The organism is Salinirubellus litoreus, assembly GCF_037335815.1.
Classification (GTDB): Archaea; Halobacteriota; Halobacteria; order Halobacteriales; family Haloarculaceae; genus Salinirubellus; species Salinirubellus litoreus.
Window position 1 is genome coordinate 4,469,516 of sequence record NZ_CP147841.1, and the last position, 23,330, is coordinate 4,492,845.

25 protein-coding genes are annotated in these 23,330 nt (G+C 69.9%); 13 read left to right on the plus strand and 12 right to left on the minus strand.

The window, feature by feature from the left end:
* The first annotated feature begins 101 nt into the window (after positions 1–101).
* Together WDJ58_RS22220 and WDJ58_RS22225 are read left to right on the plus strand one after the other, a co-directional pair.
* Positions 102–407 carry a hypothetical protein gene (locus WDJ58_RS22220; protein WP_338915501.1) on the plus strand — a complete coding sequence of 102 codons (306 nt, stop codon included), beginning with the start codon at positions 102–104 and terminating at the stop codon, positions 405–407.
* Positions 408–509: 102 nt separating this feature from the next.
* Positions 510–1,316 carry a DUF7537 family lipoprotein gene (locus WDJ58_RS22225; protein ID WP_338915502.1) on the plus strand — a complete coding sequence of 269 codons (807 nt, stop codon included), beginning with the start codon at positions 510–512 and terminating at the stop codon, positions 1,314–1,316.
* 240 nt (positions 1,317–1,556) lie between these two features.
* On the opposite strand, the gene WDJ58_RS22230 is transcribed toward WDJ58_RS22225, so the two are convergent.
* The 5 genes from WDJ58_RS22230 to WDJ58_RS22250 all read right to left on the minus strand — a co-directional run bounded on the left by WDJ58_RS22230 (position 1,557) and on the right by WDJ58_RS22250 (position 3,693).
* On the minus strand, positions 1,557–2,057 hold the full coding sequence (locus WDJ58_RS22230) for a hypothetical protein (RefSeq protein ID WP_338915503.1): 501 nt from the start codon (positions 2,055–2,057) through the stop codon (positions 1,557–1,559).
* A gap of 118 nt (positions 2,058–2,175) precedes the next feature.
* Positions 2,176–2,724, minus strand: coding sequence for a hypothetical protein (locus tag WDJ58_RS22235; RefSeq protein WP_338915504.1), 549 nt, complete (start codon positions 2,722–2,724; stop codon positions 2,176–2,178).
* A gap of 204 nt (positions 2,725–2,928) precedes the next feature.
* Positions 2,929–3,135, minus strand: a complete 207-nt coding sequence (locus WDJ58_RS22240; RefSeq protein WP_338915505.1) for a hypothetical protein — start codon at positions 3,133–3,135, stop codon at positions 2,929–2,931.
* A 143-nt stretch (positions 3,136–3,278) separates the two neighbouring features.
* Positions 3,279–3,503 (minus strand): hypothetical protein, encoded by a 225-nt coding sequence (locus WDJ58_RS22245; RefSeq protein WP_338915506.1) that lies wholly within the window; start codon positions 3,501–3,503, stop codon positions 3,279–3,281.
* A gap of 1 nt (position 3,504) precedes the next feature.
* Positions 3,505–3,693 (minus strand): hypothetical protein, encoded by a 189-nt coding sequence (locus WDJ58_RS22250; RefSeq protein WP_338915507.1) that lies wholly within the window; start codon positions 3,691–3,693, stop codon positions 3,505–3,507.
* Between the two features lie 434 nt (positions 3,694–4,127).
* Here WDJ58_RS22250 and WDJ58_RS22255 point away from each other — a divergent pair, with 434 nt between their 5' ends.
* The 9 genes from WDJ58_RS22255 to WDJ58_RS22295 all read left to right on the plus strand — a co-directional run bounded on the left by WDJ58_RS22255 (position 4,128) and on the right by WDJ58_RS22295 (position 12,747).
* On the plus strand, positions 4,128–4,928 hold the full coding sequence (locus tag WDJ58_RS22255) for an FxLYD domain-containing protein (protein ID WP_338915508.1): 801 nt from the start codon (positions 4,128–4,130) through the stop codon (positions 4,926–4,928).
* A 307-nt stretch (positions 4,929–5,235) separates the two neighbouring features.
* Positions 5,236–5,424 (plus strand): hypothetical protein, encoded by a 189-nt coding sequence (locus WDJ58_RS22260; protein WP_338915509.1) that lies wholly within the window; start codon positions 5,236–5,238, stop codon positions 5,422–5,424.
* Positions 5,425–5,626: 202 nt separating this feature from the next.
* On the plus strand, positions 5,627–5,953 hold the full coding sequence (locus WDJ58_RS22265; protein ID WP_338915510.1) for a hypothetical protein: 327 nt from the start codon (positions 5,627–5,629) through the stop codon (positions 5,951–5,953).
* 225 nt (positions 5,954–6,178) lie between these two features.
* A complete protein-coding gene (locus WDJ58_RS22270; RefSeq protein WP_338915511.1) occupies positions 6,179–6,316 on the plus strand; it encodes a hypothetical protein in 138 nt (45 codons plus the stop codon).
* Positions 6,317–6,628: 312 nt separating this feature from the next.
* A complete protein-coding gene (locus tag WDJ58_RS22275) occupies positions 6,629–7,300 on the plus strand; it encodes a helix-turn-helix domain-containing protein (protein ID WP_380661675.1) in 672 nt (223 codons plus the stop codon).
* A gap of 162 nt (positions 7,301–7,462) precedes the next feature.
* Positions 7,463–9,883, plus strand: coding sequence for an amino acid permease (locus tag WDJ58_RS22280; protein ID WP_338915513.1), 2,421 nt, complete (start codon positions 7,463–7,465; stop codon positions 9,881–9,883).
* Between the two features lie 64 nt (positions 9,884–9,947).
* Entirely contained in the window at positions 9,948–11,207 is a 1,260-nt protein-coding gene (locus WDJ58_RS22285; protein WP_338915514.1) for a WD40/YVTN/BNR-like repeat-containing protein, read from the plus strand.
* A 120-nt stretch (positions 11,208–11,327) separates the two neighbouring features.
* The gene (locus tag WDJ58_RS22290; protein WP_338915515.1) at positions 11,328–12,092 is read left to right on the plus strand and encodes a metallophosphoesterase family protein; all 765 of its coding nucleotides are present in this window, start codon (positions 11,328–11,330) and stop codon (positions 12,090–12,092) included.
* 100 nt (positions 12,093–12,192) lie between these two features.
* Complete coding sequence (locus WDJ58_RS22295) at positions 12,193–12,747, plus strand: diadenylate cyclase (protein WP_338915516.1); 555 nt, start codon at positions 12,193–12,195, stop codon at positions 12,745–12,747.
* A 24-nt stretch (positions 12,748–12,771) separates the two neighbouring features.
* Here the strand turns inward: WDJ58_RS22295 and WDJ58_RS22300 are convergent, their stop codons facing one another.
* From WDJ58_RS22300 to WDJ58_RS22310, 3 genes are all read right to left on the minus strand, one after another.
* A complete protein-coding gene (locus tag WDJ58_RS22300; RefSeq protein WP_338915517.1) occupies positions 12,772–13,182 on the minus strand; it encodes a Zn-ribbon domain-containing OB-fold protein in 411 nt (136 codons plus the stop codon).
* Positions 13,179–14,387, minus strand: a complete 1,209-nt coding sequence (locus WDJ58_RS22305) for a thiolase family protein (RefSeq protein ID WP_338915518.1) — start codon at positions 14,385–14,387, stop codon at positions 13,179–13,181. The genes WDJ58_RS22300 and WDJ58_RS22305 overlap by 4 nt, the downstream gene beginning before the upstream one ends.
* Before the next feature lie 132 nt (positions 14,388–14,519).
* Complete coding sequence (locus WDJ58_RS22310) at positions 14,520–15,536, minus strand: lysylphosphatidylglycerol synthase transmembrane domain-containing protein (RefSeq protein WP_338915519.1); 1,017 nt, start codon at positions 15,534–15,536, stop codon at positions 14,520–14,522.
* A 115-nt stretch (positions 15,537–15,651) separates the two neighbouring features.
* Between WDJ58_RS22310 and WDJ58_RS22315 the strand changes: the two genes are divergently transcribed.
* Complete coding sequence (locus WDJ58_RS22315) at positions 15,652–17,316, plus strand: DUF3604 domain-containing protein (protein WP_338915520.1); 1,665 nt, start codon at positions 15,652–15,654, stop codon at positions 17,314–17,316.
* A 79-nt stretch (positions 17,317–17,395) separates the two neighbouring features.
* Positions 17,396–17,953, plus strand: coding sequence for a GNAT family N-acetyltransferase (locus WDJ58_RS22320; RefSeq protein ID WP_338915521.1), 558 nt, complete (start codon positions 17,396–17,398; stop codon positions 17,951–17,953).
* Positions 17,954–17,968: 15 nt separating this feature from the next.
* Here the strand turns inward: WDJ58_RS22320 and lysX are convergent, their stop codons facing one another.
* The 4 genes from lysX to WDJ58_RS22340 all read right to left on the minus strand — a co-directional run bounded on the left by lysX (position 17,969) and on the right by WDJ58_RS22340 (position 23,218).
* A complete protein-coding gene (gene lysX, locus WDJ58_RS22325) occupies positions 17,969–18,820 on the minus strand; it encodes a lysine biosynthesis protein LysX (RefSeq protein ID WP_338915522.1) in 852 nt (283 codons plus the stop codon).
* A gap of 204 nt (positions 18,821–19,024) precedes the next feature.
* On the minus strand, positions 19,025–19,807 hold the full coding sequence (locus tag WDJ58_RS22330) for a phosphatase PAP2 family protein (RefSeq protein ID WP_338915523.1): 783 nt from the start codon (positions 19,805–19,807) through the stop codon (positions 19,025–19,027).
* A gap of 10 nt (positions 19,808–19,817) precedes the next feature.
* On the minus strand, positions 19,818–21,713 hold the full coding sequence (locus WDJ58_RS22335) for an ABC transporter substrate-binding protein (RefSeq protein WP_338915524.1): 1,896 nt from the start codon (positions 21,711–21,713) through the stop codon (positions 19,818–19,820).
* A gap of 152 nt (positions 21,714–21,865) precedes the next feature.
* A complete protein-coding gene (locus tag WDJ58_RS22340) occupies positions 21,866–23,218 on the minus strand; it encodes a hypothetical protein (RefSeq protein WP_338915525.1) in 1,353 nt (450 codons plus the stop codon).
* Positions 23,219–23,330: the final 112 nt, after the last annotated feature.

Consider the following 23,330-nt stretch of genomic DNA (forward strand, 5'->3'; position numbering starts at 1 on the left):
CGTAGTCGGCGGCTGGCGACCCTCCCTGGACGGCCCGGGAAGCGATCGGTGGCGAGTTCGTGGCGAGCCATTCGAGTAGTCCGGGCACCTACTGCCGGACGATGCCGACGACGTGCGCCCTCTGCCGGCGGGTGGTCCACCACGAGCGGCTCGACGACCCGCAGGCCCTCCAGGAGCACCACCTGATACCCGAGAACCGGGCGGAGAGCCCGACGGTCACACTCTGTCGGCCCTGTCACAAGCAGGTCCACGCGACGTTCACGAACGAGGAGCTCCGCGAGACGTACCACACCATCGAGGCGCTCCGAGGGGCCGAGAGGCTCGCCGAATACCTCTCGTGGATCCGCTCGACCGGGAAGCTCGACATCCGGATCCGGACGAGCGATCACGTCCGCGAGCGGCGGTGAACGAGGCGAGCACCCGGTCGCGGCCGTCCCGGACGGGAACGGGGACCGCTCTGCCACCTCGTGTCAGTAGAGGTTAAGCTCGTCCCCGACGTCTGGGGATCGATGGTACGCACGCGATCGATTTCGATACTGGTGGTCCTGCTGGTCGTCCTCGCGGGCTGTCTCGGCGGCGGCGGATCCGACGCTCCCCCCGCTGGGGGTGACGGATCGGACGGCGGCGATGGCGGGGCGAACGACGGCGGCTCGGGGGATAGTGGTGACGACCTCGACGTCGTCGACTCGGAGGCGGCCCTCCGCGAGGCCGGGAGCTTCACGACGGCGTGGACGTTCACGATGGTCGACGCCGAGGGCAACGAGACGACCATGTCGAACCGCTTCGCCGTCGATCTGGTCGCGAACCGGACCAGCGAGATCCTCTCGGTGACCGGCGAGACGGGCGTGAGCTACGAGCGGTTCACCGCCGACGGGCAGAGCTACACCCGATACGGCGACGGCGAGCAGACGTTCTACCAGGTGACCCCCGTCCAGGACGACCCGGTCGCGAGCGCCCTGTCCCGGGGGGCCGCCGTCTCGTACGACGACTTCGAGGACGCCCGTCGTGTCGGGACCGAGACCTTCGACGGCGTGACGGTCGACCGGTACGAGTACACCGATCGGACCCTCTGGCGGCAGTACGGCGCGGGCACCTTCGGGACCGAGCGGAACGTCACCGTACAGGAGTTCACGGTCGTCACACTCGTCGACGGCGACGGCCTCGCCCGCTCGACCGGGTGGACGGTCGTCGGCGAGACCGACGCCGGGGAGACCGTCACCGCCGAGTGGCGCTTCGATCTGACCGGCCTCGGCTCGACGGCGGTGGCCGACCCCGACTGGCTCGCCGAGGCCCAGTCGGCGAACCCGAGCGGTTGATCCGACCTCGCTCGGCCGCTCGGATAGCCTGGCCCAACCTCGTGTCCGGTGCTGGACCCTGACGGGAACGGCGTTGCGTCACCCGTTGCCTCCCCGACACCGCCGGTACCGGACTGGGCGGTGGACCCGGGGCGCTCACGAACCGAGAGCAGACGATACGACGTACGATCGGGCTCACCTGGTCGGTGGTCGGGACGCGATCCCCGTCGACGGTCGCAAGTGAGGACCGAGAGATACCGTTTAGCCGTCCCCTTCGTCGCGTCCGGATCCGATCAGATTCCCGAGGAAGCCGACGAGACCGCCCACGTGATCGGTTCCCCAGGCCGCCACGAGTATCCCCCCGACCGCGTTGGCGATCATGTCGGTGACGATGTCGTCGATCCTGTAGACGGTGACCAGCGAACCGAAGGCGAACTCGAACACCTCCCAGACCATCCCCGCCGCGAGGACGAAGACGACGACGAACACCGCCCGGAACGCCGACGGGACGTCGATCGCCCCCGAGTGGAGTTCCAGCGCCCGGAAGGACGCGTAGCCCACGCCGGCGATGATCGTCCCCGAGGCCAGGTGCGTGATCTCGTCGTACCACTGGTACTGCTCGTAGAGACCCAGGTAGCCGGTGGTGTGGAGGACCATGGCGACGGTGAGCCAGAGGACAAGGCCGGCGTCCATCGAGTAGCCGTACTCCCGCCGCAGCAGGGCCGGTAACAGCGTGACTGAGAGTGTGAGCGCGGCGGTCACGACGATCCCCGCCCGACCGGTCCAGATGCCGTAGCCGACCAGTCCCGCCAGCAGAGCTGGAGCCCTCGCGCGACGAGCCGTTCCGTGGACTCGGACAGTCCCAGACGGTCACCGACGGTCATGACGTCCTCGTGCGATCCGACGATAGGGTTCCGGTCCGCTCGAACCGCGCGAAGAACAGGTAGAACAGTCCGCCCACGGCGACCGCGACGGCGGTGACGAGGACGATGTCTTCCTGGAGTTCGGTCTGGGTACTCAGGAACCCGGTCCCGAGCCAGAGATCCGAGTAGAACTGGGCGATTATCCAGAGCGACTGCAACGCCAGCGCCGTCATGACCGCGAACGCGACGGCGAACCACCGGCTCAGTTCGACCGGCGTGAACGCCTCGAGTTCGACGACGATCACGAGCGCGAGCGCGACGATACCGAGGTACCCCGCGGCCTCGGCGTAGCGTCCGGCGGCCCGGGCGATCACCGCGACGGCGGCGACCAGCAGGAGCGGCCACGGTGCCGTTGCCGTCCAGTCGCGCTCCGTCAGCGCCGGTAACACCGCCACCGCGAGGACCACCAGCGAGAAGAGACCCCAGAGGACGGCACCGGTCAGGAGGCTCCCGGCGGCCCCGAGCGCGATGATCCCGATCAGTGCCCACCCGACGAGAACAGTCACTCGTCTCCCCCGGATCGGTCGGATGCCACTGTAGGGTGTACTGTTACGGCGATCGTAAAAACCGTAATCGATGTGCGCTCGGGACACGGGTATCCCTCGCGGGATGGCCCGCCGGAACGGGCCGATCGGGCGAGGTCCACGAGAGGCGTTCCGCTCGGCGCGGCGTTCTTCGAACCCCGCCCGTTCCGACGAGCCCCGGTACCCCTAGCGGAGCCCGCTCAGAACGAGGGTGATCCCGAAGACGACGCCGAGGCCGACGAGAGCGATCCCCCCGATACCGTACAGTTCGGCCTGGCTGAACTGGAACTGCTCCCCGTATCGCACGATGGCGGCCGAGAGGAGGAGGGTCAGTCCGGAGCCGGTCAGGACCGTCGCGATGTCGAAGCCAGCCGGGTTACCGAAGCCCGTCACAGCGACGGTTCCTCGTGTGCGCCGATAGGACTGATGCTTGCGAGCGCCCGCGAACCGCAGACACAGGACCACCCGAGGGCGCCCCACTTTGTGTCGGTGACGGCCGACGGAAAGGGGGATCCGCCTACCGGAGACGAGCCGACTCAGATCGTGGCGTAGAGCTCGACCACGTCGTCGTAGTCGACCCGGCCGTTCCCGTTGACGTCCTCGTACAGTCCGTCACCGTCGGGGTCGGTCGGGGGGCGGCCGGAGACGACAGGCTCGGGACTCACGGAGACCCGGCCGTCCCGGACCACGAGGCTCGACACGCCGCCGGTCTCGTTGTCGAACCCCGAGACGGAGACGGTCACCGCCGAAGTCCCGGCCACCTCACCGCGTGAGCCCGAGCGAGTCGGCGTAGCTCACGGTCGTGACGTTCGCGACCGAGCCGTTCGAGACGGAGACGGTGAGCTGTCCGCCCGAGAACCCCTCGGTCGTCGTCAGCATCAGGTTCACCGTCCCCGTCCCGCCGTTCGAAACCGACGTCGAGGAGATCGCGAGGCCGCGTCGATCGGGCACGGCCCGCGAGATCCCTGCCGGACGGACGCTCCGAGGAGACGGGACCTTGCTATTGGCAGCCCGAGAACGTAAACCGGTAGGATACCGTGATGCTTGTCGTGGGCTGTGGTCCGCGTCACCGGGTGGCAGGCGAACCGGGAATCCACCGGGATCGACTCGGCAGGACGGATCCCGTGTTCCATCGCGTGAGCACACCGATCGGACCGCTCGTCTCGCGAACGGGGAACGGATCGAAGTCCCGCCGAGACGATGCTAACGGGGATCGAACGGCCGTTCGGCCGTGCTGCAGAGGGGCTCGTTCCCGGGAGCGCGGGCCAGCACAGGAAGGCACCGACCATACCCCGCGGACACCCTTCCATCCGGACACGATGCGCCGAAGACAGGTACTCAAAGCGGCAGGCGTTACAGCGTTCGCCGGATTGATCGCCGGCTGCATGGGCGACGAAGGGCCCGCGGCGACCGACACCGCGGAGCCGACCGACACCCCCGAACCCACCGACACCCCTGAGCCGACTGACACTCCCGAGCCGACCGACACTCCCGAGCCGACCGAGACCGACGCCGGCACCGAAACCGACGCCGGCGACATCACCGGGACGGTCGAGGACACGGAGGACAACCTCGAGGTCACGAACCACGAGCTCTACCAGACCGACGGCGAGGTCGGTCTCCAGGGTACCATCCAGAACACCGGCGACAGCGCCTACGGCTACGTCCAGGCCGAGGTGACCCTCCAGGACGACCAGGGGGAGATCCTCTACGAGTTCATCGACGAGACCGAGGAGGAGTCCATCTCGCAGCTCGAAGCCGGCAGCGAGTGGCAGTTCGACGTCGTCTTCGAGGAGGCACAGATGGCCGAGGTCACCGAGTACACCATCGACGTCGACGGCTACCCGACGGTCGATGCGGACTGGAACGTCACCGGCGAGATCGACAACCAGGACGAGAATCTCGAGATCGTGAGCACCCACCTCACCCGTCTCGAGTCCCAGACGTTCGTCACCGGTTCGGTCAGGAACGTCGGCGGGGAGGCCGCCGAGAACGTCGAGGTCAACGTCACGCTCTACGACGACGACGACAACGAGCTGTTCGACTTCAACGACACCGTCGAACAGGAGGAGGAGGTCCAGCAGCTGCCGCCGGGCCAGGTCTGGGACTTCCGGGTCGTGTTCGACGACATCGACATGCAGGAAGTGGCCCGCTACGTCGTCACGGCCAACAGCGAACTCGTCTGATCGTCGGAGCGAGCGCGATTCGAGGCGCGAGACTCGCCGTATCGTCCGACGTAACCGCGACTCATTCTTCCGAGGCCGCGACGGGAGAGCAGGCAACGGTGTTTCCGCACGGGGCCTCCCTTTGCCGAGGGCCGGGGGACCAGTCCGGCGTCACCGGTCCCACGCCGGGCCGGTAGCCGCGGCACTCGTCGGGGCTGGAGGCGTCCCGGGGTGCGGCGACCCCGTCGGGACGGAGCGCCGAGAGCCGCCCGTGACGATGGGGATCGACCGGAGGACGGATGTGAATCGAACCGCACGAGTAGCCGGTATGGGAACGAGCGCACTCAGGGAGTTGGTCCGGGAGTACCAGTCTGAGTACCACGGCGGCGAGATGGGCCTCTACTCCCAGCGGATGGTCCGGATCGACCGGTACAAGTACGTCTTCAACGCCCCCGACGTGGACGAGAGCGAGGACCCGATACACCGGAGTTCGGTCAAACATCTGAGCGGGGAGTAGATCCACACCCCGCGGGACCCGCCAGACGGCTACGGGTGGAGGGAGTCGGGAGGAGGACGACAGCCGGGCCCGTCCCCATCCCGTTACTCGACCCGGAAAGGTACTGAGAGGCCCGCTACGAACCGCTATCCGGCCCCCCGAGGCCTGGCTTGCTCTTGCAGGCCTAACTCCTTCGGTCTACAGTGGCCTCCTCTGTAGTACGATGTCATCGACAACATCGCTCGTCAAGGAGCTTCTGGACCAGAAATCGACGCTCAAGGGCCGGCGTTCCGGAGCCGGGACGGGGGACGACTCCCGCGTCACGAAGTCCGACGTCGAGCAGGCCGTGCGGGAGGGTGTCTCCGAGGCGCTGGCCGAGCACGAGCGCACCTACCACGAGGAGGCGGTCGACGAGCCGACCGACGACGATCTCGAGGAGGACCAGTCGTCCGGGGGTGGATCCTCGAAGAAGGGTCTCCTCCTCCTCATCGTCATCGTGGCCTACCTGGTTCGGCGGCGACGGAGCCAGGACGGGTCGGACGACTACTGAAGCGATCGACGGGACGGATTCCCCGATTTTTTGGCGTTATCGCGGTTCCCGCGTCGTGTACCGCGTTCCCGAGCCGTCGGCTTCCGTCGAGTCGGTCGTCGTCGGACGAGTCCCGCGGGCGACGACGGCGAAACCGAGCGTCGGTCCGCCGTGCCCGGACCGACGGACACACGGCCGGCAGGTCGACCGTCATCTGCAGGCCCAACTCCCAGAGTATGGCCGTCCGTGGCGCCGACGAGTGCCACACGACACGCCGTCACCAGCACGCTGAACGACTTCGTCGACGACGGACTCGACGGTGTGCGCGATCGTCTGCCCGACGGGTACGATCGGCTGTTCGATCCGACGGCGATCGGGACGTAGCGCGCGCCGGAGCCGAGAGGCGATGGTCCCGGATGGATCCCGCCCTCGGTCAGGTTCCCCTGCGGGACGCGTTCGCGCGGCGAGGCGGCACGTGCAAGGGAGAGAGACTTGTATTCAGAAATTGTCTCAGCGATAAGTACCCATGAATCCGAACGATTGCGGACCGAGGAGCGCCGATTTCGGGAGCGTCCGCGAGGTTCCACCCCGGAGGCCCGAAAGCCCCTTCAACCGGATCCAGTCGGGCGATTCGATCCCGGCCCGGCTGCGCTCGCCAGGGGGGTCGTCCCGTGCCGAGGAGGTGAGGTGACGGACGTGGCGACCATCGTCAGGGGGTTCGTCCCGAGCACCGAGTTCGCCCTCGGTGCCACGCTGGACCGACTCCCGGAGGCGGCGTTCGAGACCGAGCGGGTCGTCAAGAGCGGTGAGGACGCCGTCATGCCGCTGCTCTGGGTCCGTCAGGTCGAGCGGGAGGAGGCAGACCGGGCGCTCGAGGCGGACCCGACCGTCGAGGAGGTGTCCTCGCTCGCCGACTTCGGTACCGAGCACCTCTACCGAATGAAGTGGGTCGACCACGTCGACCTCCTGTTGCAGATGCTAACCAACTCCGAGGCGACCGTCCTCGACGCGTACGGCCGGGGGGACCAGTGGGGCCTCCGCTTGCTCTACCCGAGCCGCGAGGAGTTCTCGATGACTCACGAGTTCTGCAACGACCACGGCCTCACGTTCGAGGCCGAGTCGATACGGGAGATGGACGGCGAACCCGCCGGCCGGTTCGGCCTGACCGAGGAGCAGTACCAGGCGCTGGTCGCCGCGACCGAACAGGGCTACTACGGGGTCCCACGGGGATCGAAGCTCCAGGAGATCGCCGGGGAGTTCGACCTCTCCCACCAGGCGTTCTCCGAGCGACTCCGGCGCGGGACCGCCTCGCTCGTGCGGGACACGCTGATCGTCGGCGAGCCACCGGGCGAACTCAGGTCCCCGTAGTCGGTCCGGACCCGTGACGAGCGGCGGTATCGCGCGGAACGCGGTGGGACGGCGTAGCGCTCGGAGACCCCTCCGTCCGGGGAGTCCTCGTGCCCGGATCGGCAGTTGCACTCGCAAGCACAACCGAATCCAGAGATCCGACTGAAGCCGGTGTAGTTACCGATGGCTCACTCGAGCGACTCCGGCAGCGACGGATCAGGTAGTCACGACATACGCGAGGAGGAGGACCGGTCGATGGGGTTCTGGAGTGCGGCCGCGATCGGTGTGGGGACCATGATCGCGGCGGGTATCTTCGTCCTCTCGGGGCTGGCGGTGAGCAACGTCGGGACGGTCGCCATCGTCTCGTTCCTGCTGGCGGCGTTCGTCGCCAGCCTCACCGCGGCGTCCTACGCGGAGTTCTCCTCGATCTATCCCCAGTCCGGCGGCGGCTACGTCTACGTGGCGAAGACGATACCCTCCGAACTCACCTACATCATGGGCTGGACGATGATCCTCGGCTACCCGGCGAGCGCCGCGTTCTACCTCGGGAGCTTCTCGAAGTGGTTCTACGAGTTCCTCTACACTCCGCTGGGGATCCCGAACGTGGTACCGACCTGGGCCGCCGGCATCGTCATCCTCGCGCTACTGGTCGGACTCAACCTCATGGGCAGCGAGGAGTCCGGCCAGTTCCAGATCGTCGTGACGGCGCTGAAGGTGGTGCTCATCGCCTTCTTCCTCTACGGCGCGTTCGGGGCGTTCGATCCGGCGGTCGTGGCGAGCTCCTTCAGCGAGAACATCACCGACTTCGCCAGCATCGGGGTGACGAGCGCGCTCGTGTTCATCACGTTCTTCGGCTTCTCGGCCATCGCGACCGACGCCGAGGAGATCAAGGACCCGGGCTCGACGATCCCCAAGGCGATCTACTTCAGCATGGCGTTCGTCTCGGTCATCTACGCGCTGGTCGTCATCGCCATCGTGATCGCGGTCAACGACCAGGCGTTCATCCAGGTCCTCCAGAACAACGTCGACCTCGGGGGGCTGCCCCCGGCCGAGTTCGTCGCCAACCACGGCGAACTCGCGATGGGGCTCGCCGCACGGACCTACCTCGGCTCGATCGGCTTCTACATCATCATCGCCGGCGCGCTCGTCTCGATGCTGTCGGCGGCGAACGCGACCATCCTCGCGGGGTCGCGAGTGAAGCTCGCGCTCGCCCGGAACGGGCACCTCCCGCCGGCGTTCGAGGACGTCCACGACGACTGGGGTACCCCCTACAAGTCGGTGCTGCTCACCGGCGGGATCATCCTGCTGTTCCTCGCGATATTCACCGTCGTCTTCTTCGACGTCCCGGGGGCACCGCCCGGGCCCGAGACGATCCCGCTGAACCAGGAGTTCGGGCTGGAGGGGCTCGCCAACTTCGCGAACTTCATGCTCATCATCGGGCTCTCGATCGTCAACCTCGCGCTCATCCGCTCGCGACAGCGGTTCCCCGACATCGAACGCGGGTTCGAGGTCCCGCTCGTCCCCTGGGTCCCGGCCCTGGGCGTCGTCGGGAACCTGATCCTGCTCGGGAACATCGTCTACCAGAACCCCGCCGTCGCGGCGATCGGCATCCTCGCCGAGCTCGTCGGGGTCGCGCTCTGGTTCGCCATCAAGCGAACGGGGCGGCCGGAGGGACGTATCGAGGAGGAGACTCCGACCGTTACCACCGAACACGGTACCGCCGGCGAGCACGACTACCAGCTCGTCGTGTCGGTGGCGAACGAGGCGAACGTCGACCAGCTGATGCGGACGGCGACCGACCTCGTCGCGGGCCGTGACGCCGAGATACTCGTGATGCACGCGGTCGATCTCCCGAACCAGACGCCCTACGCCGAAGGACGGGAACGCGTCGAGGAGGAGCGGTCGGTCGTCGACCGCGCGATGGACGTCGCCGAGGACGCCGGCGTCCCCGTCAGCGGGACGATCCGGCTCACGCACGATCCGGCCGACGCCATCCTGAACACGGTCGAGCAGTACGACGCCGAGGGTGTCCTGATGGGCTGGGGCGGCCGCCGGTCGCGCCGCCGCGACATCGCCGTCGGGAGCACCGTCGACGACGTGGCGACGGAGGTCGACGCCGACGTCTTCGTCGAGAAGGTCGGCAAGGGTGAGGGCGAGGCTGACGGCGAGGTCGGCTCGATACTCCTCCCCTGGACCGGCGGCACCCACGCCGACCTCGCGGCGGAGACCGCGGCGGCCATCGCGCGGACCACCGGCGGGACCATCGACGTGGTCCACGTCCTCGAATCGGGCGAGAACCGGGCCGAGGCCGAGCAGCGACTGGCGGACGCCGAGGAGCGGCTGGCCGAGCAGGGCGCGGCGTTCGAGGACGTCGACATCGAGTTCGAGACCCGTATCGTGGAGGGCGATAACGTCGAGGAGATGCTGGTCGAGGAGGCCGACGGACACGACGTAGTCACCATCGCCGCCGAGAAGGAGGGCATCCTCCAGCGGTTCGTCTTCGGCTCGCTGCCCGAGTCCGTCGGCGACCGCGTCGAGACGACGTCGATCATGTGCAAGCGGAACGTGGGAGCGCCCTCGCGGCTCAAGCGGCTACTGAACTGATGGCCCGGACCCCGCCGACGCGGCCGGCGAGGCCGAAGCGACGGATGCGCCCCTCCCGAGAGTGATGGGGTCCGCGACCTCGGATCGCGCGGACGGGTTCGGCGCGTTCTTCAGGCGGTACGCGAGGACGTGGCAGCACGCGGTCGCGACGGCGGCGCTCACGGCGTTCGGGACGCTCACGTTCGTCCACCGCCTGTTCGCCGTCCTCGCCATCCTCGCGTACGTCCTCCCGCCGCTGGTGCTGTACCTGCGGGGCCCACCGTGGAAGGAGGGAGGGACGACCGACGGGGACCGGGACGGAGAGACCTCCGATCGACAGCGGACACGGCCCGACGACCACGAGTCGGAACGCGCCGAGGAGACGCCTCCGGACGGGCCGGCCAAAGCGGGAGCACACGACGCCGACGGGGACGACCCCGACGACCGCGATCGGGACCGGGCGTGGCGGATCGTGGACGTGCCGAGCGAGGCGTCGCTGTTCGACGTCATCGCCGAGGGAGCGAACGCCTACGCCGTCGGGGACGGGGGAGTCGTCCTCGCCGACGGGGACGAGGGGTGGGCGCCCGTGGTGTCCGACGGTCCCGGGGCGGGTTCGAACGTCCTCCGGGGCGTTGACGCCGTCGAGGGGGGCGGCGTCTGGTTCGCCGGCGACGGCGGGGCGGTCGGACGTCTCGATCCGGAGGGAGCGAGACACGTCGATCACTCCGCGCCGGACGGCGACACGACGAACGTCCTCGACGTCGCCGCGGCCGCCGAGGGGGACACGGAGACGGTGCTCCTGGTCGACGGCTCGGGGCGCGTCCGCAGGGGTCGCTACCGGGAGGGGGAGGTGTCCTGGAGCGAACCCGAGAAGCCGGGCAGCGGCTCCAGCCTGGCCGGCATCGTGCTGTGCGACGGGTCGAGGGGGTACGCCTGTGATACGAGCCAGTGCGTCTTCGAGACGGGCGACGGCGGACGGACCTTCGAGGAGGTGAGCCCGGACGCCGTCGAGGGGACGCTCACCGACGTGGCGGCGTCGGGTACCGATCCCGTCGTCAGCGACGACGACGGCGTCGTCCACCGGCGCGACGGGACGACGTGGACGCCCGAACGCCTCGGAGCCGATCCGCTGTGGGCGCTCGACCGCGACGGTGAGCGGGGTATCGCGTGCGGCGAGGCCGGGACGGTGTACGAACTCCACGGGGCCGACACCCGCTGGACGGAGGCGTCGACGCCGACGACCGCTTCGCTTCGGGGTGTCGCCCTCGGAACGCCCAGGGCGCTCGCCGTCGGCGAGGACGGGACCATCATCGAACGGTCCGGAGTCGGAAGCGACGAGGAGTGAACGATCGGAGACGATCGAGGGGGGTGTCACACCCGTGGGAGTCGCGAGGAGCCGACGGAGTTATGGCTCGGCCGGCGGACGCTCCCAGTTACACTGCGGCGTGTGGACCAGGTACCCACCGTGACCAGGCTGGCAGTCGTCTCGGACGTGCACATGCGCGAGGCGGAGCGCGAGTCCATCGAGGGCGAGCTCCGGGCGACCGTCGAGCGGTTCGAGGCGTTCGACCCCCACCACGCGTTCGTGCTCGGTGACCTGATCGAGGACGAGACGGCGGCGCTCGACCGGGAGCACGTCGAGGCGGTCTACGGGATATTCGAGGACGCCCCGTTCCCGACCACGTTCCTGCTCGGTAACCACGACGTCGAGAACCTCTCCCGGGCCGCGCTCGCGGAGGCGCTCGGCGGTCAGCCGCGCTTCGGACACGTCGAGGTCGACGGGCGGGACGTCCTCTACCTCGACTCCTCCGCGCCGCGACTCCCGGGGGCGCGCGGCGAGGTCGGCGAGGCGGGGCTCGCGTTCCTCCGCGAGCGCCTCCCGGCCGTCGAGGACGCACTCCTGTTCGTCCACCACCCGATCGGGTACTACGACATCCGCGAGAACCCCTGGTTCGGCGAGTTCCCCGAGCGGGCGTTCCTCGGCGACCGGCTGGAGCTACTGGAACTCCTCGCCGATACGAGTGCGGTCAGAGCGACGTTCGGCGGTCACATCCACGAGACACGCGCCACGACGTTCCGGGGTATCGACCACGCCGTCGTCAACGCCTTCAGCAAGGAGCTACCCGACGTGCCCCTCACCGGAACGCGGGCGGAGGTCGTCGTCGGCTCCGATATCGAGGTCGACGTCTACGAGCGCGACCGGCGGGTCGAGTCGTTCGTGCTGGGGTGAGTCCACGCGGCCCGCCCGCGGCTCTACGGCCGGCGGGAACGTCCGCAGGACGGTACCTGCGCGCAGCAGCTTGATGGGGCGGGCGGCCCTGAAACGGGCGATGGCGGAACCCAACTCGATGGACGTGCAGTACTCGACCGTCCCGAGGCTCACGGAGCTGGTCACCTACGCCGTCGAGAGCATCAGTCTCGACTTCGAGCACTGGGAGGAGGAGTTCGTCCGCGGGCCGAGCCTCTACTTCGTCCTGGTGGCCGGCGTCCGCTGGGGCGGCTACGCCGACCCCCTCGGGAAGTACCGGTGGCCGGTCGAGACCTGCCGGATCGTCGAGGAGGACCTCGACGCGTTCGTCGAGGCCGCCCGGACCGTCGCGTTCGAGTGCGACGGAGCCGTGGTCGTCAGCGCCGACCGGACGATCCAGGAGCGGATGGTCCGAATCAAGAGCCAGGGCGTGCTCGATCGGACCGACAGGGACGTCGAGTACGCCGACTGGATGGGCACCAAGCACACGAGCGCGGCCGAGATATCGGTCCACGAGAACGTGCTGGCGGCCGTGACGCTCAGCGAGGAGACAGGGCGGCTGAGCATCTTCGCCGACGGCGGGTTCGACACCTACCGGCGGGACGAACTGGGCCGGCGATGGCGAGAGGGAGCGTGAGCCGCCTCGGCCCGGAGACCGGCTTCACCGCGGGCGGAACTTCGGGAGCACGATCGACCCGTCCACGTTCTCGAAGGTGACCTCGACCGGCATCCCGTGCTCGACGGCCGCCGGGTCGCAGTCGACGACGTTCGTACACATCCGCACCCCTTCGTCGAGTTCGACGTACGCGACCACGTAGGGCACCTCGTCGGCGAACTGGGGGAGTTCGGTCACCCGACGGATCACCGTGTGGGTGTGGACGTGCCCCGTCCCCGCGGCCTCGATCCACGCCACGGCGTCGGATCCGCAGTAGTGACACCACGACCGGGGGAAGAACTGCCGCTCGCCGCAGTCGGGACACTCCTGGATCAGCAGTCGACCCTCGCTCGCGGCCTCCCAGAAGACCCGGTCGACCTCGCCATCGAGCGACGGGAGCGGGTGGTCGAGGCTCACGCCGGCACACCCCGTTCGAGGACGGCGACGGAGTGAGCGGTCAGGTTCTTGCCGTACTGGCCGCCGCCGACGCCCGTGATCAGCCCCCGCTCGGCGTCCGGGACCTGCCGGTCGCCGCCGTCGCCCCGGAGCTGGCGGACGGCCTCGAGCACCTGGACGAACGCGGCACCGCCGACCCCGGCCTGGCCGGCACAGAGCTGCCCGCCGCCCGTGTTGACGGGGAGGTCGCCGTCGAACGAGAAGTCGGTGCGTTCGAGGAACTCGCCGCCCTCACCACGCTCCGTGTAGCCCAGTTCCTCCATCTGTATCAGCTCGACGATGGGGTAGTCGTCGTAGAGCTGGAGGAAGTCCATCTCTCCGGGGCCGAGATCCGCCATCTCGAACGCCCGCTCGCCCGCCGTCCCGATTCCCATGGCCGTGAACTCCCGCCGGGGAGCGACCTCGGGATTGTGGCTGTTGCCGACGCCGCGGATCGAGACCGGGTCGACGCCGAGTTCGGCGGCCCGTTCGGGCGTCGTCAGCAGGAACCCGAACCCGGCGTTGACGGGGATCACGCAGTCGAACAGCCGGATCGGGTCGGCGATCATGGGGGAGTCGACGTACTCCTCCAGGGTGACGGGGTCGTCGAAGTACGCGAGGGGGTTCCGGGTCGCGCCATCCCGCTGTGTGACGTAGAGCTCGCCGAGCTGCTCGACGGTGGTTCCGAACCGGTCCATGTGCCGGCGCTGGGCCATCGCGAGCAGGGCGTTCGCGCCCTGCAGGCCGAACGGGTCGACGTACTCGCGGGCGAACCCGCGAGGGTCCCGCGGGAACACCTCTCCCGACCCCTTCTCGGGGTGTTTCGGCGTGTCCGCGCCGAGACAGAGCACGGACTCGACCACGCCCGCGTCGACGGCCATCGCCGCCTGTGCGAGCAGCGGGACGCCCTGGCCCCCGCAGTGGTCCGTGGCGGTGAGCCACCGGAGGTCCTCGAACCCGAGCGTCTCGGCGACCATCACCGAGTAGCGGTAGGGGGTCTCCGTCGAGGGACGGGCAACTCCGAGCCCGTCGACCTCCCGCCAGTCGACCCCGGCGTCGGCGAGCGTCAGGTCCGCGGCCATCCGGAAGTACTCCTCCAGGGTGTGGTAGGGCTGGTCGTTGTCCCGGCCCGGGCGGCTCTTCTCGGTCTCGCCGATCCCGGCGATCACGACGTCGTCGAAGGTCATACCCGGTCGGACCCCCCCGCCGCGAATAACGGTTGGGGTGGGCCGACAGCACCGCGGGGGAGGGCGGGCAGTGTCGGGGCGGGAGTCGGGGCCACGGCGACCCCTCGTCGGGCGGCGACTCGCGGACTGTCCTCAGGAGCCGAGGACGCCGAGCGAGCCGGCACCGATCACGATCGGGAGGAGGTGCGTGGCTCCCCGATGGACGAGCGCGGCGGCCAGTGCCCCGGCGGGATCGATACCGGCGAGCGATACGGTGAGGAACACGAGCATCGCCTCGACGCCGCCCAGACCCCCAGGGGAGGGGAGCACGACGGCGAGCATCGAGGTCGGGACGACCAGCAGGACGACACCGAACGGGACGCGGTGGCCGACGGCGACGAGGGAGAGCCAGAACGACGTGACGAAGAACACCCAGCCGAGGAGCGAGAGCGCGAACCCGACGGCCAGCAGTCTGGGGTTCGCGCGGAGCCGTCGGAGCCCCGCGGAGAACCGTCCGACCCGCTCTCGTATCGTTCCCGGCGAGGGGAGCCGCCGCGAGGGGAGGACGGACCGGAGGACCCGGCCGACGGCGGAGCCGATCCGGGTGCCGTAGCGCCCGGCGGTCGCCCGGTTCCGCCACGCGGCGTACGCGAGCAGCGGCAGCGCCACCGAGAGGCCGACGACCGAGGCGACCGCGAGCCCCACCCCGCCGTCGAGCGGTCCCGACCGCGCGAGCGTCCCGACCCCGATCAGTACGAACAGCCCCGCCGGGAGGATGTTGAGTGAGTCGACGGTAGCGGTGGCGAGGAGTGACGTCTCGTACTCGCTCCGGGTGGTCCGCGAGAGGAACAGCGCGGCGACCGGCTGACCGCCGAGCTGTGCGAACGGCATGACGCTGTTGGCGAACACGACCGTCGTGAACGCCAGGACGGCACGGGGAGCCGACGTCGGGACGTCGAGGATCCGGAGCCCGACGTACAGCGACAGCCCCCAGGCGGTGAGCCAGCAGAGCGCGGCCGCGACCACTCCGACCAGGACGGTCGGCTCCGCGGCGGCCAGCGAGTCGACGACGTCCTCGACCCCGACGACGGTCAGCAGGACGGCGACGATACCGGTCGCCACGAGCAGTCCGAGTGCGACCCGAAGGGCCGTACGACGGGCGGGGACCATCTACAGTCGAGTCGACGCGAGCGCCGTTAGTAGCTGGTGTTGCCCGGCGGCCGGGAGTCCGTGACCTCGCGGCTCCTCCGGTGTACCTAACTACCGGCCGACGAACCGGACGGTGATGGACCGGACCTCGCTCGGGCCGCTGGTGAAAGCCAGGGAGACGGTGAAGACGTTCGTCCGGAGCGCCCCGTCCCCGCGGGAGCTGGTCGCGAACCGGACCCAGCGGTTCGAGCGTCTCCACGCGATCCTCCCCTCGACGGCCACGCCGGGGGAGCCGCTCTCGCTCACCGTGCAGGCGTGGGATCAGTGCGAGCGGCTCCTGCGCGACTTCGAGGGGACGGCGACGGTCGAGGCGACGGACCCGGAGGCGACCCACCCCTCGTCGATCTCCCTCGACCCGACCGACGGCGGCCTCGTCCGGATCGACGGGATCCGGTTCGACACCCCGGGGACCCACTACCTCACGCTCCGCGACCGGAAAACGGGCGAACGGTTCGTCTCGAACCCTGTCCGGGTCGGGGACCACGACCGACGGGTGTTCTGGGGGGACATCCACCTCCACTCCATCCTGTCCGATGGGACCGACGGCCTCCGACGGGGCTACCGGTTCGGTCGCGACGTGATGGCCCTCGACGTGGTCGCCTACACCGACCACGACACGATGGGGTTCTTCATCCCGCCCCGGTGGCAGCGCGACCGGATGCACCGCGAGTACTTCGACCGGATCTGCGCGGTGGCCGACGAGTTCGACGAGGACGGCGAGTTCGTCGCGCTGCCCGCCTACGAGTGGACGAAACAGCCCAACGTGGGCGGCCACATCAACGTCTACTTCGAGGACTCCGATGACGCGACGCTGTTCGACTCGCTCGATCCGACGTCGAACACCTACGAGCGGCTCTGGGAGCGCCTGCGGCAGTGGGACGACGAGCACGACTCGCGAGTCGTCACGATCCCGCACCACCCCGCCGAGTCGATGTACCCCTTCGACTTCTCCGACATCGACTACGACGACGACCTCGCGCCGCTGGTCGAGGTGTACTCCCAGTGGGGGTCGAGCGAGTACCCCGGCCACGAGGGGAACGACCGCCCGCTGGCGATGGGTCAGGGCGAGATCGACGAGTCGGGCCACTACGTCCGGGACGCGCATCGCCTGGGGTACAGGACGGGGATGATCGGCAGTGCTGACTTCCACGGTCCGCGTCCCGGCCACTCGCTGATCCACACCAGACCGCACCTGCCGTCGGCCCGCGAGTGGCGACAGGGCGGGCTCGGCTGGGGGAGCATCTGGCGGATGTGGGACGAGCGGAGCTATCCGGGCGGTCTCAGCGCGTTCCTCGCCCCCGACCTCACCCGGGAGTCGGTCCTCTCGGCCCTCCGCTCGCGGTCCGTCTACGCGACGAGCCAGCCACACCGCATCCTCGTCGACTTCCGTATCGACGGCGTCGACGTGGCCGAGCAGACCGACGCCGTCCTCGTCGACACGCCCGAGATGGCACGGGAGGTCACGGTGGAGGTCGCGGGCACGGAACCGATCGCGAGCGTAACCGTCGTCAAGAACGGTACCGACCGGTGGACGGTCGGGGGGACCGACGACCCCGGCGCGGCCCTCGACGCGTACACCGCGACCGGCGAGTGGACCGACGACGCGCCGCTGTCGGGGATGTCGTGGGACGAGCGACGCGGGACCGGCGGCGACGTCTACACCGTCCGGGTCCGTCAGGCGAGCCGATACGAGTACCCCGGCATGGCGTGGGTCGGGCCGATCTGGGTCGAGTCTCGGTAACGGCTCGAGTCGTACGCGGTGCGACAGGCTGCGGACCACCCCCAGTATCTTGAACCCGGTACCGCCCCTCGTCCACACCATGTCGAACGTGATCTTCGTGGCGGGCGACCGGGTGACGCTCCGACCGATCGAGGAGGCGGACCTCGACTTCCTGACCGAGGGCGTCAACCACCCCGAGGTCCGACCGTTCGTCGGCCAGCCGTTCCCGACGTCGGTCGCCCGCGAGCGGCGCTATCTCGAGGAACTGAACGAGCGGACGGACGCGGTAGCGGTGCTCGCGGTCGCCGGGGACGAGCGGGTCGGCGTCGTGGAGTTCGATCCCGTCGACCGCGAGGCCGGCGTCGCCGATCTCGCCATCTGGATGCACCCCGACCACCACGGGAGCGGATACGGGTCCGAGGCCACCGAGCTGATGCTCGACTACGCGTTCGACGAACTCAGGGTCCACAAGGTGACCGCCGAGGCCTACGACGTGAACGCGGCCTCGCGGGGGCTCCTCGAATCGATCGGGTTCACCCGCGAGGGCGTCGGCCGCGAGGACGCCTTTTTCGACGGAGAGCACCGCGACACCCACTACTACGGCGTTCTCGAAGGGGAGTGGCGCGACCGGGAAGAGCCGGGCGAGAACGACGAGTGAACGGCGGTCCGGGTCCTACCCCCCGGCCCGGCTTTCGAGCCAGTCGACGATGCGTGCCGGGACGTCCACGTCGGGGACGGCCCCGTTCAGCGACTTGAACTCCACCCCGCTGTTGACCTCGTGACAGACGTACCCACCGTCGACCTCCATCAGGTCGACCCCGAGCATACCGCCGCCGACCGCCTCGCTCGCCCGGACCGCGACGTCGTGGGCGGCCCCGTCGAGGTCGAACGCCGCCGTCCGCGCGCCGCGGGCGGCGTTGGTCAGCCAGTGTTCGGAGGAGCGGGTCATCGCCGCCACGGGCTCGGCGTCGCAGGTCAGCACGCGGACGTCGCGGTCGGGCTTCTCGACGTACTCCTGGACGTAGAACACCTTGTGCTCGTACCCACCGAGGACCTCCTTGTGTTCGAGGACGGTCTCGGCGGCGCTCCGCGTGTCGATGCGCGAGACGAGCCGTCCCCACGAGCCCGTCACGGGCTTCATCACGCAGGGGTAGCCGAACTCCTCGATGGCCGCGAGCGCGGCGTCGGTCGAGAACGCGATCGTCGTCCGCGGAGTCGGCACGCCCGCCCGGAGGAGCGCGAGGCTCCCCCGCACCTTGTCGGCGCAGGTCGCGGCCGTCTCCGGGCCGTTGACGACCGGGACGCCGTAGCCGTCGAGCAGCAGCGTGACGTACCGGCTCCGCGATGACTCCATGCACCGGTTGACGGCGAGATCGATGCCGTCGAGGACCGCCGGTGTCTCCTCGAGGTGGAACGGCGGGTCGCGGGCGTCGATCTTCGTCACCTCGTGGCCCCGGTCGCGGAGCTCGTCGAGGAGGAGCCGCTCGTCCTCGCGTATCCGGGTGTAGAGGAGGCCGAAGTGCACGCTACCGACCCCCGTTGCCGCCGGGGACCGGCGCGGGCACCTGGTGTTCGTGTCGGGTCGCCATCTCGCGGTGGCGTACAGGGAGTGGCGGTATAACCGCACCGGGCACGGAGGCCGGATCGGTGGCCCCAGCGTGGATCGGCGTCCCCCTCCGGCGGCCGGCGCGAGGGGGCGAAGACGGTCGGGAGGAGGTCGACCGACGGGTCACCACCGGCGGCTCGCGAGCCCGACGATCACCCAGGCCATCAGCGCCCCCCCCAGGACGTCGATCCCCCAGTGGATGCCGAGATACATCGTCGAGACGACGACGCTCACGGCGATGGGGACCGAGACGGCGGTCCAGAGCGGATACTGGCGGCGGGTCTGCCAGGCGAGGAGCGCGACAGTGACCGAGAGCGAGGTGTGTAGCGACGGGAAGACGTTCGTGTTCGTGTTCACCTCGCTGACGAGGAGCTGTGACTGCGGATAGGTCGAGTAGAGCAGCGGCTCGACTGCGTCGGGAAGCAGGTTCCGGGGGCCGTAGGAGACGAACAGCGTGTAGAAGACGAGCCCGAGCGTGTAGTTCGCCGCGAAGCTGACCGCGGTCCGCCGCAGCGGGCCCAGGTCCTCGAGCGCGGCGTACGCGACGAACGGGAACACGAGCAGGAAGACGTACCCGGGGAGGTAGACGACCGAGAAGTACGCCGTCAGCGCGGGGGTGGCGACCGACTGGAGGTGGGCGACGAACGGCCCCTCGATCCGGTAGATGAGGCCCGTGATGTTCCAGCCGATGAGGTGTGACACCTCCGGGGCGACGTCGCGGACGACCTTGTTGAGCAGGAGGACGGCGACGACGACGGCGAGGGGCTCGGCGAGTTCGCGGGGCCGTCGCCGGACGTTCGAGAGGAGCGTCCGCACGCCGTCGCGCCCGAGGATACCCGCGACACAGAGGGCCGTCGCCGCGAGCGCGCCACCGACGACGACGGCGGCGACCGAGAGGAGGGACACGACGACGGACTCACCGCGTCAGCAGCGCGCCCGACTCGCCGTACCGGTAGCCGGCCGCCCGGAACTGCTCTCTGGCGCGCGCTACGTCCAGCCGGCCGTCGGTCCCCGGGAACGGGAGCACCGGGTCGCTGTCCGTCCACTCGAGGTCGGGCGAGAGCGCGTCACCCCTCCCGAACGGGCTCACCGACGGGACCGCGTAACCCTCGAACACCTCCTCGGCGACGTGAGCCTGGTCGACGAGGCTGGCGACCGCGCGCCGGAACCGCGTGTTCGAGGTCGGCGTCTTCCGGGCGTTGAAGCCGACGTGGTAGAACGAGTTCGGCCGCGAGACCTCGAACGTCAGCGAGGGATCGCGACCGATCGCCGGAACCGCCGCCGCGGAAAGCGGCGAGAACGTCGTGTCGGCCTCGTCGTTCCGGACGAGTTCGACCGCCGCCTGCCCCGACGGCACCACGAGGAACGCCGCCGTCTCGAACGGGATCCCCGCATCCCCCCCGAACGCCCCGGGGAACCCCTCGGTGGGTCGCTCCAGCGGGTGCTCCTCGAACCGTGAGAGCACCACCGACTCCTTCGTGCTCGCCCGCTCGAACCGGTAGGGGCCGCTCCCGACGGGCTCGGGGTTGTTCCAGACGAGCGCCTCCGTGACCCCCCGGCCGGTCTGGATACCCGAGATGTCGGCGGTCCCGCTCCGGTCGCGCCAGACGTGTTCGGGGAGGAGCGGGACGGTGAACGCGCGGCGCGCCACCCGCCGGTTCGCGGGTCGGAACCGGAACTCGACGCGGTCGGCAGACAGGACCTCGACCGACTCGACGAGCGAGCTCTCGTCGCGGAAGCGGGGTGCCGGGAGCGGGCTCTCCAGCCGGCCGAGCGACGTGTCCGCGAGGAACTCGTAGGTGAACGCGACGTCCGACGCGGTCAGTTCCGTCCCGTCGTGCCAGGAGAGGTCCCCGCGGAGGGTGAGCGCCGCGCGCTGTCCGTCGCCGGGATCGGTCGGGAGCCACGACCAGTCCGCGGCGAGCCACGGGCGGACCTCGCCGCCCACCCGGCGGCCGAGCGAGTCGTAGATCAGCTCCAGGGTCGACCCGCCGGTCCGGAACTCGATCGACAGCGGGTTCCGGTTCCTCGTCACCCGGTCGTCCGTGATGGTCGCCCGGAGCCCCGGTCGGTCGGAGCGGGGCGACCGGCTGGAGTCGCTCGCCGCCGGGGTGTTCGACAGCGCACCGGACTGCCACTGGCCCGCGGTCGGGTCGACCGTCAGGTACTGGAGCGGGCTGAAGGTCCCACCAGACGCCCGCCCACCCGTCCAGTCCTTCCGGGCAGTCCGTATCTCGTCGGGGAAGACCACGACGGAGAAGGGCCGGTCGCGCGCGATGACGTGCTCCACGTCGCGCAGCACCTCGGCCCGGGCGGGGCCGGTCCGCGTCCGCTGGGCGTCGAGCAGTTCGTCGAGCTCGATATCGGTGTACCCGAACGGGTTCTGCCAGCCCGGCTCGGGGTCGAACCGGGAGTGGAGGAGCCCGCGGACGAAGTCGGGGTCGTGGGCGGGCGGGTAGCGGGCGACGTAGACGTCGAACGACTGGTTCAGGAGGACGTCCCGGTAGAGCTCCTCGCGGCTCTGGAGCACCACCCGCGCGTCGACGCCGACCGCGTCGAGGTGCTCGGCGAGCCGGCGGGCGACGATGGTCGCCCGCCTGTCGGCGTCGGCCGGCATCGTCTTGATGCTGAGCGAGACCTGGTCGGGCCCGTCGAGGTCGAGCATCGACTGGGTCTGCCCGACGCAGCCGCTCCCGAGCAGCGAGGCGGACGCGGCACCGGCGGCGAGCACCGCGCGCCGGCCGACGCGCGGGCCGTCGCCCGACGGCGGCCCTGCGGTGGACGCTAGGTCGGGCTGTCGTTCGTCCGACATGCGATGGGGATCCCTTCGTAGTACTCTATCCTCATCGGGGTTAATTAGCAGGGGTATAATCCCACACGCCACCCCGTATCTGTGGGCGGTCGGTGTGGTGGCGTCGGAGGTCGGCACGCCCGAAGCGGGCCGGGCGGGAACCGCTATCCCGCTCAGAGGGCGTCGAGCAGCGGCCAGACGAGCACGCCGATCCAGACGAGCGCCGCCGCGATCGTGAGCCGGGCGCGGCCGAGGCGGTCGGTGGCCGGTCGCGCGCCGGCCGCGGCGAGAAGACCGAGCGCGAGCGCCACCGTCAGCCGGTGGATCACGGCCGACACGGGGACCGCGGTGATGCCGATCAGGGCGTAGTCGAGGAGGACCCCGATCCCGAACGCCGCCGCCGCGAGGGGGGCCCCCCGGTCCGCTCGCGTCCCGCGGGCGAGGACGGCGACGGCGAGCGGGAGCCCGACCGCGATGAGGAGGTATCCGAGCCCGGCGACGACCTTCGGGGAGAGCCCCGGGACCGATCGTTCGACGGTGATCCCGAGCCAGCGGATCGACGGCATCGTCAGGAGCGACACGGCGACCAGCGCGGCGAGCGGTCCCGGCTCCCCGGCCGCGACGAGGCGGTCCCGGACGTCCGTGGCGCGGAGCGACAGGACTGCCCCGGCCAGGAACACCGCCGAGAGCGAGAGGCCCCGCGGGAGCGGGAACGGTCCATCGGTGATCCGGCGGGGCCCGTCGCTCCGACCTCCCTCGGGACCGATCCCGGAGCCCGTCCCGGTCTCGGTCCCCTCGGGATCGGGCGGCGCGAGCCGCCGCATCACGGCGACCGTGACCCAGCCGTCGGCGTCGGAGATCCCCCCGTTCGCGAACCGCTCGCGCGACACGCGCTCGACCGACGGCGACCCGTAGAACGACCGCTCGACGTACTGCCGTGCGGTGGCGGTGCTCCCCACCGTGTGGCGGAGCCGGAACCAGTCCCAGTGCTCGTGGTGGGCCTGGATGGCGGTCCAGGAGCCGTTCCCCCGGCCGCCCGTGTACGCCCTGATGTGGTAGCGCGTCCCGAAGTAGTCCCCGTCGTGGAGCTGGTAGGACTCGTCCACCCATCCCCCGTGACGGGCCCCTGGCGACTGGATGTACGTGTATCGGGTCGCGCCACGGGCCTCGTACCAGGTGAGATTCCCCGTGTCCCCGTCGACCTCCCCGCCGCCGATCCCCTGCCACTCCCCCTCGGACTCGTTCCAGTCCACGTTGCGCCCCGTCATCAGGAACCAGCGGACCTGCGCGTCGTTCCCCCGGACGACGACGTTGATCGGGAGCGTCAGCGTCTCGAACCGCCGCTGGCGGCTGGTGTACGGCCAGAGCCGGTCCTCGCTCTCCGGATCGACGGTCACGATCTTGACGTCCCCCGGGCCGCGCGCCTGATCCCGAGCCGGGGCCTGGTCCTGAGCCTGGGCCGATCCCGAAGCGGCCGGGAACCCCGTCGCGGAGACGAGGAGGACGCAGACGACCAGTGCTACCACGAGGGCGGACACCACCCCGGGACGAGACGCGGATCCCATCTCGACGGTCCTATCGGCAGGAACCCCTTATTAGGCGTCGGTTAAGCCGCGGACGGCCCGGTTCGGGACCAGG